This window comes from Oribacterium sp. oral taxon 078 str. F0262, assembly GCF_000160135.1.
Classification (GTDB): domain Bacteria; phylum Bacillota; class Clostridia; order Lachnospirales; family Lachnospiraceae; genus Oribacterium.
Genome location: NZ_GG729938.1, coordinates 4,414 through 17,986 on the forward strand (window position 1 = coordinate 4,414; position 13,573 = coordinate 17,986).

The following is a 13,573-nucleotide window of genomic DNA, read 5'->3' on the forward strand; positions in this document are numbered from 1 at the left end:
GAAGCAGGAACAAATCTATCGCGATCTCGGCGTGAAGCCGCTGCTGGCGGCACCGGAGATGAAGTAACTCTTAATCTACATAGTTATGTGTTGCGGGAATCCAGGGTTCAAGCTATCCACACCCGAGCTGGAGTAGAGCGAAGAATCATAGAAATGGCTTAAAATAAAGGCTTTTAGCCTATGAAAATGAGCAACTGGGACAAAATTGGGTAAAGTTTTCAAAAAGAATAATCTCAATAATTGTTCAAAGTGGCTTTACAAGAAAATACAAAAAAATGAGACCGTAGCTTAGTTGTTACGGTCTTTTTGACTCTAGTGCTATTTCTGCTTGTATGTGAAGCATATGATATCGCAAAGGAGACATATTCGATAGTGTCAAGATTTTTTCGCAAATTCAATTTCAACCATCGGATCCCTGGTAGTTAGCCGGCAGACACCTCAGCCGTTTCAGTATAATAGCTGAAGAAGTATCGCCAAATTAGAACCTTCCCGAGTATAATGGGTCAGTTTTCAAGACAAAAATCCGAGATTTTTATAATGAACTGATATCCATAGTTATGAGAGTGTTGATACCCTGGGGTACTGATGTTCAAGCTATATCTCTGGCTCCCTCGTAAATGTGATTTTCCTAAGAATTAACTCTCGACGTCCTCAGAATCCCCCGCGGAGGTGTCCCCCTGAAGGAACTGCATGATCTCCTCGAAGCTTCTGTTGCTGTCCTCAATAGCCTTCATGAGTTCCTTCTTCTGAAGCTCGTCCCGTTTATTCATCATCTGCTCCAGTTTGCTGACCTCAGCTTCATAGTGTTCCTTGGCCTTACTGACGACCTGCTCCTGTTCCTCAATCCGTTCATCAAGAGAACGCCTCGTCCTTGCCATCACACTGCCTCCTTCATCTTCTCAGACAGTTTATCGCTGATCTCATTAGCCCACTTTTTGATGTCTACCTCACTGATTCCAAATGCTTTCAGGCTCTCTTTCTGAGTCGCCGTAACTGCATAGTTCATCCGGTATCTGTGATCTGACTGCTGGATGATCTCGATCTTCTCCAGTTCCCGGATCGCGGCAGCTACTGTCATGTAGTTTTCCTTCTTATCGTTCTTTTTCTCCTGCTCGATCAGCTGATGATAGATGCGGTTTCTGACAATCAGCGCCACGAACTCAACAAAGATCCGGGCATCCTCCGTTTCATTCATATGTGCCCGCATCGTCCTGTTGCCAATAAAGGACTTGTCTGCCCGGAACAGTTTCTCTGAGACGTCACGGCTCTTGTAGAGCTCCAAGGCTTTCGAAGCGGTCATTCCAGCCGAGGTGATAATAACGAAGTATCCACAGAAGCTGATCTCCTTGTTGATCACATCCGTTTTCTCTCTGGCATACAGGAACTTCTCGTCCTTCTGGCCTTCGTGCCAGTAGATCAGGTCGAAATAGTGTTCCAGAGCCCGGTCAAAATGAACCGCCTGATTCTGATGTTTCTTGAAGTATTTAGCCAGCCTGGCGATCTTCCCCGTCAGTTCGCCCTTCTCAGACGCTTTCTTGCTGTCACTATAATAAATGTGGAAATATCTGTCCTTCTCATCTGACGGGAACAGCTTTTGATGAACCGTCATTCCGTAAACTTTATAGCCGCGGATGTTTTTCGAATAGTCATCCTCAAACCTGCCCTTGTTCGCGGTTACGATTTCATGGACCAGAGACTTCATTCCTTTCATCATGATGATGAAATCGAAGCCATTCTTGTCCATGTACCGAATGTTCTCTCTGCTAAAGTATCCCCGGTCGAGAATGAATCCGACCTCATGATAGCCATAGCCTTTAGCCTTCTCCAGCATGATCTGCAGTTGCGATACATCCGTGATGCTGCCTGGATACTCTTCATAAAAGAGAGGTACCGTATTGGTGTTGTTATAAGCAACGGAATAGTTGAACACCGGCTTTCCGTTGTCCTGTTTCGGATGGCCGAATTCTACGCATTCCAGGTTGCCTGCCTGGCAGTTCTTATTCGTGGAATCATAAGAAATATAGATCTTCTCGCGATGATCCAGTTTCTCATTCCATGTATTCTGGAAAACGATGATCTGGTCAGGCGTGATTCCCTTCAGGAAATCGCAGACCTTGGAATCACTGTAAACATGCATCCCTTCGGTAAAGAGCGGGTGATTGAATGCGTATTCCGGATAGTACTGGGCGACATTTCCTTCCGTCACAAGTGTATAAGCTGCAAGGTCCAGGAACAGACCGCTGTCTTTGCCAATCAGTGCGTCGATTGTCTGATCAAGTTTGTATTCCTGCGGGATCTTACGGACAACAACGAATGTTCCGATCCTGAGACATCCGCTTCTTTCCGGCGGCTTATCTTCTTCCGGGAGAGAATCTGGAAAGAATCGAAGGAAGTTAGCGTTCGGATACATCATGGTATTATCACCAGGATCAACCTTCCCTATAGAAGTATCCTTTCCCTGGCTATACTTCTTCTCTGAGATGTAGGTGTACGACCATATGTATAGTAAACATAAGTCGTTCCCTTGATCGTTTTCTTCGTGATTCCAGTCTCAATCTCAGGAATTTTTACCGTGTATTTCTGGTACATTTCCACCTCCCATAGAGAGTTAATTAACTCTCTATGATTCTACCACTTTGAGGTCGGAATGCAACGGAAAAGCATGTATTTTCAACAAAAACTCGTTATCGACTGCATTTTTAATTTGGTCGAGAGTTAATTATCGGGAAATCCACAAGTATGTCTCGGATGCTTTCAAAGATGCAACTGCAAGCTTTATTAATAGTTATTCCCAAAAAGGATATCCCTGGGATAATGCATGCATCGAATCGTTCCATGCACTCATTAAAAGAGAATGGATCAATCGATTTGCGATACTTGATTATCAACATGCTTATCGTCTTGTATTTGAGTATATTGAAACTTTCTATAATACAGTGAGGATCCATAGTCATTGTGATTACTGCTCACCGGATCAGTATGAGGCGCAATACCTGGAGAAACTGGAGGAGTCTCTCAAGCTCGTAAGCTGAGAGATAATCCGGTGTGTAAGTCACTGATACAGAGCATCTGAAACTGTTAATGCTGTTTAGCGGGAATTATTGTACTCATACACCAACCGGAATGACAGTCTGATCTGTGACTGTCATGAAGGGCGGTAGGATAAACAGCGGAGTATCAACGAAAAAGGTTATTTTTAGCTTGTACTTTTTCTTGACATAGGACCATTTGAAGATTTCCCATACTGATCTGAAAGAACAGCTTGCCGCAGTCAATGAGAAATTGCAGCCGATGAAAGATATTCGCTACTGGGTCGGTAAGGTTCTATTGCCGGAACAGACGGTTGAGAAACAGCTTGAGCCGAAGCACTCCCCGACTGAAAAAATCAAGTATGAACGGGAACAGACTAAACAGAAACAGGTGCAGAAAGCACCGAAACAGAAACAACAGGATATGGAACTTTAACAGGCACTTGCCGTTTTTATTTGGAAAATAGCAGGTACTTTTTGCGTTTCTATGGGAAAGGAAAATGCACTCGGAATAAAACCAAGTGCATTTTCTTATTTCCCGAACAGATCGCTATGTGTGCCGGTTCTGGAAAGAGTCAGCACGAGCAGATCATTTTCAATCCAATAGACCAGTAACCAATCCGGCTGAATGTGACACTCACGATGTCCCACCCAATTCCCGGTTAGAGCATGGTCTTTGTTCTTGTCTGGAAGCTGTTCGCCGCTTGCCAGCTTACGGATGATGTCATCGAGAAGGTCAATATCCAGATGGCGTTTCATCGCCAGCTTGTAGTCTTTCTTGAACTGATTTGTCCAAACGATGTCTAAATTCTTGCTCATTCCTTTAACGCCCTCAATGCTTCTTCTACATCAGAGTAGCGTTTTACAGACGGATCACGGGCAATGCGTTCTGCTTCCAGCATTGCAGCCATCGTCTCCTTGTTCGGTTGTTCCATGCGAACATCAAAAGGAAAACCGCCTACACGGAGCGACTGACGAAGAAACACATTGATTGCGGTTGTCAGGTTCATGCCCAACTCACCGTAAAGCGTTTCGCACTGCTTTTTAATGTCGCTGTCCATACGGACGCTGAAATTCGTAGTGGTAGCCATATCGTCAACTCCTTTCATTGCTAATGCACTTGTATTATACGCACTTTGCATTGCAATATCAATATATCAGACGGAAGCTTCTCCTTGATGTTTTCCTCACGGGAATCATCGAAGACCACGGAATCCTTCTCTAAGAACTCCTTCTTCCAGTTTCTGAGAAGATTCGCTGGATGCCGTTCTCAGTGGCGATGACATTCAGTTCTTTCTCACCCTTCAGGACTTCGAGAATGAGGTCGGACTTGAACTTTGCTGAAAAGTTTCTTCTTGTACGGGACATAAATGAATCCTCCATGTGTGGTATGTTTCAAGCATATCAGATTCATTAAAAACCGTCTTAAGAAGTGTCTTAATTTACGGAACCATTATAGCTTCATTCCGGTCCTTCCATATAACAAAGGATGAGACAGACCTTTCAGTCCATCTCATCCTCGCCGTGAAGAAGCTCTGCTCCTCTTCCCTTTGACAGAACGAAAGATTTTCAAGTCTATCCGGGAAGCAGGGCCTGAACTCTTCCTTCACCGTTTAGCATTGAGGGATTCTATTGCCTTGCGGCACCTTGATCCCAGCTTCCATCCTCCTTCAGGAGATAACCATCCGGTGATCTCTGACTCTTCAGCATCCTTCCCTGGCTTCCGTCAGAAACCGTATGGAAGTAATACCACTTGCTGCTGATCAGCTGCCATCCGATGCGCATGGCGCCTCTTGTGCCGTCGGAGACGGGATTTAGATAGTACCATTCTCCCTTTCCGTCTTGCACCCAGCCATCGCGCATGGAGCCGGAGCCGTCCATAAAATACCAGCTTCCGTCGACATTCGCCCAGCCTGTCATCATCTCTCCCTTCTCGTTGAAGAGATACCAGTTTCCTGAGAGATATGCCCATGCGGACGTTGCCGTTGCTCCGTCGACATCCAGCTTCCACACCGTTCCTTCCTGCTTCCAGCTGCCATGATCATGGATTCTTCCGTTGGTCTGGATATAGGAATACGGATTGACAGAGATATTCCCGAAATCAAGGCTTCTGCGGCCGCGGAAAGAAGATCCTGAGCTGCCTCCGCCGGAATTTCGAGACTGGCCCTGATTGTCCGGGTTCAGATCGGAGGGCGTTGCCGTTCCGGTGTTGCTGTTGTTGGCATTGCCGTTGTTGATGTTGCCGTTATTGGCATTGCCGTTGTTGATGTTGCCGTTATTGGCATTGCCGTTATTGGCGTTGCCGTTGTTGGCGTTGCCGTTATTGGCGTTGCCGTTATTGGCGTTGCCGTTGTTGGCGTTGCCGTTATTGGCGTTGCCGTTGTTGGCGTTGCCGTTGTTGATGTTGCCGCTATTGGCATTGCCGTTATTGGCGTTGCCGTTATTGGCATTGCCGTTATTGGCATTGCCGTTGTCCGCCGATCCTTCCGTTACCTGAAGGGTAAAGCTTGCGGTGTAGATCAAGCCTCCGGAATCCTTCGCTGCGATCCGGAGAGGAATGCTCGATCCTACAGCGTCCTCCACACGCACTCCCTCCTTCAGCTTCAGCACGCCGTCAGAGTTGGCCTCAAAGCGCGAATCACTCACGGTGTAGCTGTGTGTATCGCCTACATCGGGATCTGTCGTCGTAAGCTGCCCTACGATTTCTCCCGCCTTGCCTGCCGCGACAGTATTGTTGGAAAGCGTGACCTTTTTCGGAGGCTGGTTCTTGGGCCTTGCCACCTCTATGGTAAAAGCTTTTGTCAGAGAAGCGCCGAGCGCATCGGTTGCCGTTACATGGAGGGTTATCGTAGACACAGATCCAAAGGGAATATAGTTGTCTCCTTTCAAACGAAGCAGATTATCATATATTATCTCAAAGCGATCATCGTCGACCGTATAGGTATGCACATCTCCGGCGTCCGGGTCTGTCGTGCTCAGGAGCCCCACTTCTGCCAGATATTGATTGCTGTAGATGAAGAGAGGGTTGAGCGTGATGTCTGTCGGCGCTTGATTTGCATAGTCTACCGGCAGGGTGGGAGGACTGACGGCATCCTCCGCATTTCCGGCTTTATCCGTATACTGCACCTGCACGGTAAGCCTTTTTCCGGAATCGGATGCCGTCGGGACATAGCTGGACTGTGTCGCACCGCTGATGGCCGTTCCATCGGCATACCACTGATAGGAAGAGATCGCTGAGGCCGGGACCAGTACGACATTATGGACATGAAGATCTCCATAATCGCCGTCGTATACCTTGGCGTTCAGCGTCTTCCCGGCATGGGCGATGCCGCGGATGTAGACAGCAGCTTTGAAAATATTGTCTTGAATCGTATTGCTTTCTCCGGTGCTGTCAATGATATTGGCACCGTAGATGGTATTGCCGCTGACTGTCACATTGCTCGTCGCGTGAACCCCGGAGTTGCGAAGCCGGATCCCCCAATGCGTATCATTTTCCGTACTCTGATCATGATAGACCGTATTGCCGATGATCTTACCGCCCTGCAGACCTACCAGATTGATTCCGGTCCGGTTATCACGGACGATATTATCGGCAAAGGTGATATTCGCCGCGACACTGTTTGAATAGTGATTGCCAACCACAAAGCCGGTACTGTTTCCGGAGAATTCACAGTTTCGTATTTCCACATCCTTGACGACCGGAAGGTCCCCCTCGGGTTCGATGTCAATTCCTGATTTCGGGGGCGTACCGTCGGAGTGGTTGAATTTCGAGTTCAGAATTTTGACATTCTGACCGCCGACAATCGACATTCCCTGACGGCGGTTATGGTCGCAGACAACATTGTAGATGGTGATATTTTTGCTGTCCTCTCCCAGAAACAGACCGTCTCCCCAGAATTCACCGGCATGCAGATTCTCAATGACCACATTCGTGGCATCGGTGATGCGAACGCCATATCCGGTCTCTCCGATACTCGAGGTATGATGATCGCGATCACCGATCAGTGTGCCGCCGATGATATGGACATTATCGACATGCGTGATACTGAACATCTGATAGGACCTCTCCCCGTTCGGAATCGCCTCAAGTACGGCGCTGTCATCGATGCGAACGATGATGTTGCTTTTCAGCACAAGCCCCGCTTTCTCATAGCTCTTTCCCGTCTGGTACAGAGTGTTGATCCGGTAGGTGCCCGCCGGAATGTCTACGATCCCGCCGCCCGCCTCAGAAACGGCATCGATGGCCTTTTGTATCGCGGCAGTATCATCACTCACGCCGTCTCCCACCGCGCCATAGGCCGAGTCCCGAACATTTGCCACGAAGCTGGTCACAGGGTCAGGTACATAGACACCTGTGGACGCTGATACCCTCTGTGAAAGAATACAGAGGAAGCAGAGCAGCATCGGCATAAAGTACAGAGGCCATTTCTTTTTTGAATTCATTCCTTTTCATCCCCTTCGTTGGATATTGATAAATGTATGACAATACCTGGGCCAAACAGCTTCCTGCACGAGTGTGGAGGATCGCTGTGTGACCCGCGCTCCTCTTAGTTCCCGAATCCCTTTTCGTAATCCCGCGGAAGCTTCTCGCTGCCGCTGTCTCTAAGTGGGTGCTTTGCTGTTTTGCTCGTCTTGAAGGACAGGGCATGTGCACTGTACGATATGCACCGGCTGCCAGACAGAGGCAGAGATCCTCTGACGGTCAATGTCCGGGTAGATTCTGAAACCTTCTGTGATATTCCATGCCGTCTGCGGAGCGATTCCTCCGCTCTCCCTGGAATGGAGAGAGATACGGAAAGCCTTGATCGGCTGCGCGGCAGGGAAAATCAGCTTATATTACAGCGGATGGCCTCGGCAGCGAATGATTTGGACAGCCTTCTGCCCCTCCCTTGCCGGTACATTCGGAAGAAGACTGAGCGGCATAATCGGAAGAAATTCCTCCGGCATAATCGGAAGAAGCTTCTCCGGCATAATCGGGAGAAGCCCTGCACCTTTCCATCCCTCAGCGGCTATGGTCCCGGCAGTTGTGAGCGCAGCGCTCATGGTTTCCGTACGCATGACTTCAGCAGCCATGGCTTTTGTGCTCATGGGCTCAGCGGCCATGGTCCCGGCAGTCGCTAACGCAGCGCTTACGGCTTCTGTGCTCACGGGCTCAGCGTTCATGGATTCGGCAGCTGCGAGTGCAGCGGTCGTGGGTTCGGCGCTTATGGCTTCTGTACTCACGGGCTCAGCGGCCATGGACTCGGCAGCTGCGAGTGCAGCGGTCGTGGGTTCGGCGCTTATGGCTTCCGCGCTCATGGGCTCAACGGCCATGGGCTCAGCAGTCGTGGCTTCCGCGCTCATGGCCTCGGCAGTCGTTTGCCCCGCTTTTTCTCTTCCCTCTCCCTCGATCCGGCCCGGACTTACCAGGAAGGCGGGATACTGTCTTTGCGCTTCCGCATCCGTATGTCCGGCTCCCTTGAGCAGGATCAGACTTACTGTGAAGGCGAAATTCTGCCTTTGCAGCCCTGCATCCGTATGCCCGGCTTCCTTCGTGAGAGGAGGGCTTGCGCTAAGCTCCGTATCCCGTGCTGGATGAAGCCTCTCTGTATCAGCGGCATCCATCGAAGATCTCATTGCTTTCCTCCTTTCTTCTGTTTCCTTCAGAAACTATTTTCAGCATCAGTTTACCCTACGGTGTGGGTAAATACAAATACTATCGCAGGATAGAATACTGTAAATCTTTACTATTTTTTCACTTATGCACTGCTCGAAGAGAAAATTATTACAAAAAATCAGCTAGAAATCACATCTGTCCGCAGCGATAAGGGCAGGGCCGAAGGGAGAACGATCGAAGCCCTGCTGAGGGATGAGCTTGCCGGCACTGACTTTCGAGCGTCTTTTTGGAGGATCCTGGCGGCATTGCCCAGGCGCATAAGCGCATATTTGCAGTTTTCGGCAAATAGAAGCAGCGAGGATTCTCCTGGAGCTGCCCGTCGAATGCATGCGCTCGTTTTTTGCCGGAAAAGCGGGAGCAAGGATGGAGCGCCCTGCCTCACTGAGCGCTCAGGAAGAGCGGTCCGTTTTGAGAAAATGCAGCATCCAGCACAGCGCGAGGAGATCCGCACTGCCGCCGGGAGAGAGATTTTTTTGGATGAATTCCCGATCCAGCTCCTCCAGCTCTTCTCTTCCGGGACAGGGGCAGTGCTCCAGCAGCTCCCCGGCCCGGCGGGAGGCTTCCTTCTGAGTCGGCACATCGCTTCTTGCGATGAGATTGGTGTCCGTCATATGGGACAGGATGGCGAGAAGGACCGCCGCGCCTGTCTCATCCGTACTTCTGCCCTCGGCCAGGAGCTTTTCCAGCAGCGGAAGGCCATAAGCGGATACCGCAGGGAGACCTTCCTCCATCTGCCCGCGGACTCCTGTGATGCCATACTCCAGGTAGAGCTTCTGCCCTTTGGTCTTTGCGGTATTGACGGTCAGATTCCGGTAATCCCCGGCCACAATTCCTTTTGTCATCCTGGCGCAGATGGAAAGGATGGTTTCACTTTCATTCCAGCGAGCCGGTGGAAGACTTGCGGCAGCGGCGCAGAGGATCCCCAAGGAGAAGATCGCCCCCTTATGGGTATTGACGCCGCCCGTTGCGCGGAGCATCTGGTTTTCCGCAAGCTTTCCGGGCAGGCGGAGAGAACGGAAGAGCCCCGGCAGATCTTCCCTTCCTTCTCTTTCCGCCTTTTCCGCCTCCAAAATGCCAAAGTCAGCGCACTTTTTAAAATACGACTGCAAAGCGGCGGCACTGTTTAAAAAGGAATAAAAATCCATATCCCTGTGGCTGCCATTATTCGCCCTGTCCACAAGGCCGGGCTTTGGAGTTATGGCCACCTCATAGAGAAGGGATCTTGTGGCAAGCTCTGCGATCCGGCAGGCCGTGCGCTCCCGTACGGCGCTTTTCAGGATCTCATCGGTCCTGGCGACGAGCTCGCTCAGGGGATGGATTCTTCTGGAAGCGCATTCCTTTGCGGGCCTTTTGCACAGAAGGCATTGCCTTCCGGAAAACCCCAGCTCCTCTCGCTCCATCTTGCGAAAGCCGGAGGGGATGTCCTTCGCAGGCAGGAGGACGTCCATGTCATAGAGCCGTCCCAGAGGATCGGCATCCTCCAGCTCGCAGGCCAGCGTTTTGATTGTGGCGGGAGAAGTATTGATTATGAGGAAGGCCTCGTTTCCTGTCGCTTCATCCCATATTTCCCGGTACAGGATCTCGGCCCTCTCTCTTTGGAGCTGGAGGGCGAGGTCCTCCAGGCCATATAGAAAGCCCTTTCGGATCAGAGGGGAGTTTTTCATGGACCCCGCAATATTCATCGTAAAGCAGAGCAGAGGCTTTTGGTATTGAAGAAGCAGTTCTCTTTGCCGAAGAGCCCGTTTTTCTCTGGCATCCAGGATCTCGGGCAGTGAAACTTCGTGGTAGTTCTTCCGCATTTTTTCCTCCGGCTTAAGCGAATGCCTTTAATTCTCCGGAAAAGCTGTGAGCCGCGGTCCCTTGCTTACTCCAGGTAGCCTCCGAGCTCAAGCTTCCGCCCCGTCTTCTTCCGGTAGAGGATCAGGATGCCCGTGAAATTTGCAAAGACATAGAGCATAGTGATGGTGATCGCGGAGAAGGGGGAACGGCCGAGGAGCAGGACCGCCGGGACATAGAGGAGGATGAGAGTGCCGGTGCAGAGGAGGAGACGCCCCATGCTCCGGAAGCAGTCCTTGGCGTAGCGGTCCACACCGACCAGAAGGATGTAATAGGATATCATGCTTATGAGCAGGAAGAGGAGCCTCGGGAACTGCGCCATTCCCTCCCGCGAAAAGAATTCCAGGGCGATGGTCACGGAATTGATGGAGCAGATCAGGAAGACGTGGAGGGAGAGAAAGCCGAGTCCGCTCGTCCTTTTATGATGCTCCAGGATATTGTCGAAGTAGAAACCGTACTGCAAAAACATGCCGACCACGGTCAGAAAGGCGAAGAGATTCAGGAGGATATTTGAGCCGCCGTGGAAAAATTCCGAGATGCCGATGATCATTTCTCCGAAGGTCAGGATCACGAGCAGGAGCACCCGCTCCGAAAGATGCGGGAAATCGACGGTGCGCCTTTTATAATAGCGGTACTCAAAGGCCCTTGCTGTATAGCCAAAGAGAAGCGCGGCAGGGGCCAGGATGGGGCCGAAGAATGCCTGGACCGGGATCGAGAGGAGAATGATTCCCGCCTCGGCGGTTTCGATAAAAACGTTATTGCCCAGAATTTTCCGATCCAGCTCATCCAGCTTAGGCCCTCTCTTTCTCTTGTCCCAGTTTCGGTAGGCGAGATTCAGGAGGATTAAAGCCCAGGCGATGCAATAGGGGAGATAGTGCTTCTGCCAGTCCAGCTTGGCGCCAAAGGACATATAGTACAGGAAAAACATGCTGGCCAGGATCATGAGATAATCCCGGAGAGACTTTCTCCCGTAGCGATTGAAATACATGGTCGCAAAGTACCAAACCTGCAATGCGACAAGCATCAGAAAGAAGAAGGAGAAAAGAGTGGGAAGAGGCGGAAATTCAGTCTCAAAGTCGTGAAAGAGCGCGTTGATCGTCCGAAGAGTGAAGACGAAAATGAGATCGAAAAAAAGCTCGATGTATTCCACCTTCTTTTCGCCCTTTTCGCCGGGCAGGTCCTGAGGTTCGTTTTCCTTCTGCTTTTCCATATTTTCCCCTTTGCCGCCGCATCCTGGAGACGCGCTTTGATACCGGAATGACGCAATGGCTTCAGTATAACGAAAGTGCGGGCGATAAGCCAGCACTTTTCCTGTCTGAACGGATCTCCGCCTGCAGCGCTCTTTCCTATTTTGAAAGCTTTGAAAGCCGTCTGCTTCCTTCTTCGCTTAATGGAAGCGGACTGGAAATTTTGTCCGATATGGGATACAATCTTGCACGAGTATCCGGATATTTGACGGGATAAAGGGATAGAGCCGCAGCGCTGCCGCATTTTCTTGTTTATGCCTGGCATGGTCCGGCGCATAAGCGATGGAAAAGGTGAGAGGCCAAACGCTGAAGAGGCGGACAGACAATCTGCGGGAGGGGAATTTATATGCCCTTGAGCAGAGCGGAATATGAAAGCTGGGAAGGGGGAAGAGGATATGGGACAGATCAAGGTGACGGAAGCGCCGATCAGAGGCCTCTATATCATAGAGCCCGCGGTGCACGGTGACAGCCGCGGCTATTTTATGGAGACCTATAATCAGAGGGATATGGAGGAGGCCGGGCTCAATATGCGCTTTGTGCAGGACAATCAGAGTATGTCCGTGCGGGGCGTGCTGCGTGGCCTGCATTTTCAGAAGCAGTATCCGCAGGGGAAGCTGGTCCGCGTGATACGCGGCAGGGTCTATGATGTCGCGGTGGATCTCCGGGAGGGGAGTGAGAGCTATGGGGAGCACTTCGGCGTGGAGCTCACAGCGGAGAATCACCGGCAGTTCTACATCTCCGAGGGCTTTGCGCACGGCTTCCTGGTTCTCTCCGAGGAGGCGGAGTTTTGCTATAAGGTGACGGACTTTTACCGCCCGGGGGATGAGGGCGGGATCGCCTGGAACGATCCGGAGCTTCACATCGATTGGCCGGAGCTTACGGGAACGTATCCCGGCTCCGCGGATGCATCCTCCTATTGCCTTAAGGACGGGACAAAACTGATCCTTTCGGAGAAGGACCAGAAATGGCTTGGCCTTCGGGAGAGCTTTCACTTCACCGGGAAGGCCTGAGGGAGCAGGAGAGAGGAGGGCAGGGATGAGAATCAATAAATGCCTCTCGGAGCTCGGGCTTTGCTCGAGGAGAGAGGCGGACCGCTGGATCGCCGAGGGAAGAGTCCGCCTGAACGGGGAGACCGCGGAAATGGGGCAGCAGGTTGAGGAAAAGGACCGCCTTGAGCTGGACGGAAAACTGGTGAAGAAGGCGGGAAAGGCCGTCCGGGCGCAGGCTCCGCGAAGAGTCCTTCTCGCCTGCTATAAGCCTCGGGGAGTCGTGTGCAGCTGCTCCGACAAGGACAGAGCGAAGAATATCGTGGAGCTTGTGAACTATCCGGAGCGGGTCTATCCGATCGGACGGCTGGACAAGGATTCGGAGGGACTCATCCTCCTCACCAATCAGGGCGAGCTTGTGAACCGTATCAACCGGGGAGGACGGAATGAGAAGGAATACGTCGTCACCGTGGACAGGCCCCTTACGAGGGAGGCGCTGGACCGCCTTGCGGACGGCGTGGAGCTTTCGGAGCTCAATCAAAAGACGCGCCCCTGTGAGGTCTGGCAGGATCTTCGTCTTCCGCCGGGAAGAAGGCAGAGGCAGTTTCATATTGTATTAAGCCAGGGACTGAACCGGCAGATCCGGAGGATGTGCGAAGCGCTTGGCTATGAGGTGAAACGCTTAAAGAGGGTCCGGATCCTCTCCTTAAGACTGGAGGGACTCAGACCCGGTGAGTTTCGGGAGATTGGGCTTTCAGAGCTCGGACTTTCGGAGGAGCTTTGGCCGGAGTGATGCCGGAGGAAAGGATGCGGAAGCTT

12 protein-coding genes and 1 pseudogene are annotated in these 13,573 nt (G+C 51.1%); 4 read left to right on the top strand and 9 right to left on the bottom strand.

Annotated elements, in window-relative coordinates:
• Positions 1-635 precede the first annotated feature (635 nt).
• A complete protein-coding gene (locus tag GCWU000341_RS11695) occupies positions 636-878 on the bottom strand; it encodes a hypothetical protein (protein WP_009216266.1) in 243 nt (80 codons plus the stop codon).
• Positions 878-2,589: pseudogene (locus GCWU000341_RS11700) on the bottom strand (IS1634 family transposase). The gene GCWU000341_RS11695 and the pseudogene GCWU000341_RS11700 overlap by 1 nt, the downstream one beginning before the upstream one ends.
• A 47-nt stretch (positions 2,590-2,636) precedes the next feature.
• Between GCWU000341_RS11700 and GCWU000341_RS14405 the strand changes: the two are divergent.
• Together GCWU000341_RS14405 and GCWU000341_RS13290 are read left to right on the top strand one after the other, a co-directional pair.
• Complete coding sequence (locus tag GCWU000341_RS14405; RefSeq protein WP_009216268.1) at positions 2,637-3,032, top strand: integrase core domain-containing protein; 396 nt, start codon at positions 2,637-2,639, stop codon at positions 3,030-3,032.
• A 196-nt stretch (positions 3,033-3,228) separates the two neighbouring features.
• Positions 3,229-3,465 (top strand): hypothetical protein, encoded by a 237-nt coding sequence (locus tag GCWU000341_RS13290; protein WP_009216269.1) that lies wholly within the window; start codon positions 3,229-3,231, stop codon positions 3,463-3,465.
• Positions 3,466-3,560: 95 nt separating this feature from the next.
• On the opposite strand, the gene GCWU000341_RS11710 is transcribed toward GCWU000341_RS13290, so the two are convergent.
• The 7 genes from GCWU000341_RS11710 to GCWU000341_RS11740 all read right to left on the bottom strand — a co-directional run bounded on the left by GCWU000341_RS11710 (position 3,561) and on the right by GCWU000341_RS11740 (position 11,731).
• On the bottom strand, positions 3,561-3,848 hold the full coding sequence (locus GCWU000341_RS11710; protein WP_009216270.1) for a type II toxin-antitoxin system YafQ family toxin: 288 nt from the start codon (positions 3,846-3,848) through the stop codon (positions 3,561-3,563).
• Positions 3,845-4,120: a type II toxin-antitoxin system RelB/DinJ family antitoxin gene (locus tag GCWU000341_RS11715; RefSeq protein ID WP_040654391.1), complete on the bottom strand. Its 276-nt coding sequence runs from the start codon at positions 4,118-4,120 to the stop codon at positions 3,845-3,847. Before GCWU000341_RS11715 ends, GCWU000341_RS11710 begins: the two co-directional genes overlap by 4 nt.
• A 130-nt stretch (positions 4,121-4,250) precedes the next feature.
• Positions 4,251-4,397, bottom strand: a complete 147-nt coding sequence (locus GCWU000341_RS11720) for a hypothetical protein (protein WP_242651684.1) — start codon at positions 4,395-4,397, stop codon at positions 4,251-4,253.
• 261 nt (positions 4,398-4,658) lie between these two features.
• Entirely contained in the window at positions 4,659-7,472 is a 2,814-nt protein-coding gene (locus GCWU000341_RS11725; RefSeq protein ID WP_009216274.1) for a glycosyl hydrolase family 28-related protein, read from the bottom strand.
• Between the two features lie 393 nt (positions 7,473-7,865).
• Positions 7,866-8,645, bottom strand: a complete 780-nt coding sequence (locus tag GCWU000341_RS11730) for a hypothetical protein (RefSeq protein WP_040654394.1) — start codon at positions 8,643-8,645, stop codon at positions 7,866-7,868.
• Positions 8,646-9,074: 429 nt separating this feature from the next.
• A complete protein-coding gene (gene citG, locus GCWU000341_RS11735; RefSeq protein ID WP_009216277.1) occupies positions 9,075-10,484 on the bottom strand; it encodes a triphosphoribosyl-dephospho-CoA synthase CitG in 1,410 nt (469 codons plus the stop codon).
• Positions 10,485-10,549: 65 nt separating this feature from the next.
• Positions 10,550-11,731 (bottom strand): low temperature requirement protein A, encoded by a 1,182-nt coding sequence (locus GCWU000341_RS11740; RefSeq protein WP_009216278.1) that lies wholly within the window; start codon positions 11,729-11,731, stop codon positions 10,550-10,552.
• 432 nt (positions 11,732-12,163) lie between these two features.
• On the opposite strand from GCWU000341_RS11740, the gene rfbC reads away from it, so the two are divergent.
• Both rfbC and GCWU000341_RS11755 read left to right on the top strand, forming a co-directional pair.
• Complete coding sequence (gene rfbC, locus GCWU000341_RS11750; protein ID WP_040654428.1) at positions 12,164-12,778, top strand: dTDP-4-dehydrorhamnose 3,5-epimerase; 615 nt, start codon at positions 12,164-12,166, stop codon at positions 12,776-12,778.
• A 25-nt stretch (positions 12,779-12,803) separates the two neighbouring features.
• Complete coding sequence (locus GCWU000341_RS11755) at positions 12,804-13,547, top strand: pseudouridine synthase (protein ID WP_009216281.1); 744 nt, start codon at positions 12,804-12,806, stop codon at positions 13,545-13,547.
• Positions 13,548-13,573: the final 26 nt, after the last annotated feature.

Coding starts and splice junctions, on each gene's coding strand:
- GCWU000341_RS11695 (WP_009216266.1), bottom strand. CDS start 878: ATGGCAAGGACGAGGCGTTCTCTTGATGAACGGATTGAGGAACAGGAG.
- GCWU000341_RS11710 (WP_009216270.1), bottom strand. CDS start 3,848: ATGAGCAAGAATTTAGACATCGTTTGGACAAATCAGTTCAAGAAAGAC.
- GCWU000341_RS11715 (WP_040654391.1), bottom strand. CDS start 4,120: ATGGCTACCACTACGAATTTCAGCGTCCGTATGGACAGCGACATTAAA.
- GCWU000341_RS11720 (WP_242651684.1), bottom strand. CDS start 4,397: ATGTCCCGTACAAGAAGAAACTTTTCAGCAAAGTTCAAGTCCGACCTC.
- GCWU000341_RS11725 (WP_009216274.1), bottom strand. CDS start 7,472: ATGAATTCAAAAAAGAAATGGCCTCTGTACTTTATGCCGATGCTGCTC.
- GCWU000341_RS11730 (WP_040654394.1), bottom strand. CDS start 8,645: ATGAGATCTTCGATGGATGCCGCTGATACAGAGAGGCTTCATCCAGCA.
- citG (WP_009216277.1), bottom strand. CDS start 10,484: ATGCGGAAGAACTACCACGAAGTTTCACTGCCCGAGATCCTGGATGCC.
- GCWU000341_RS11740 (WP_009216278.1), bottom strand. CDS start 11,731: ATGGAAAAGCAGAAGGAAAACGAACCTCAGGACCTGCCCGGCGAAAAG.
- rfbC (WP_040654428.1), top strand. CDS start 12,164: ATGGGACAGATCAAGGTGACGGAAGCGCCGATCAGAGGCCTCTATATC.
- GCWU000341_RS11755 (WP_009216281.1), top strand. CDS start 12,804: ATGAGAATCAATAAATGCCTCTCGGAGCTCGGGCTTTGCTCGAGGAGA.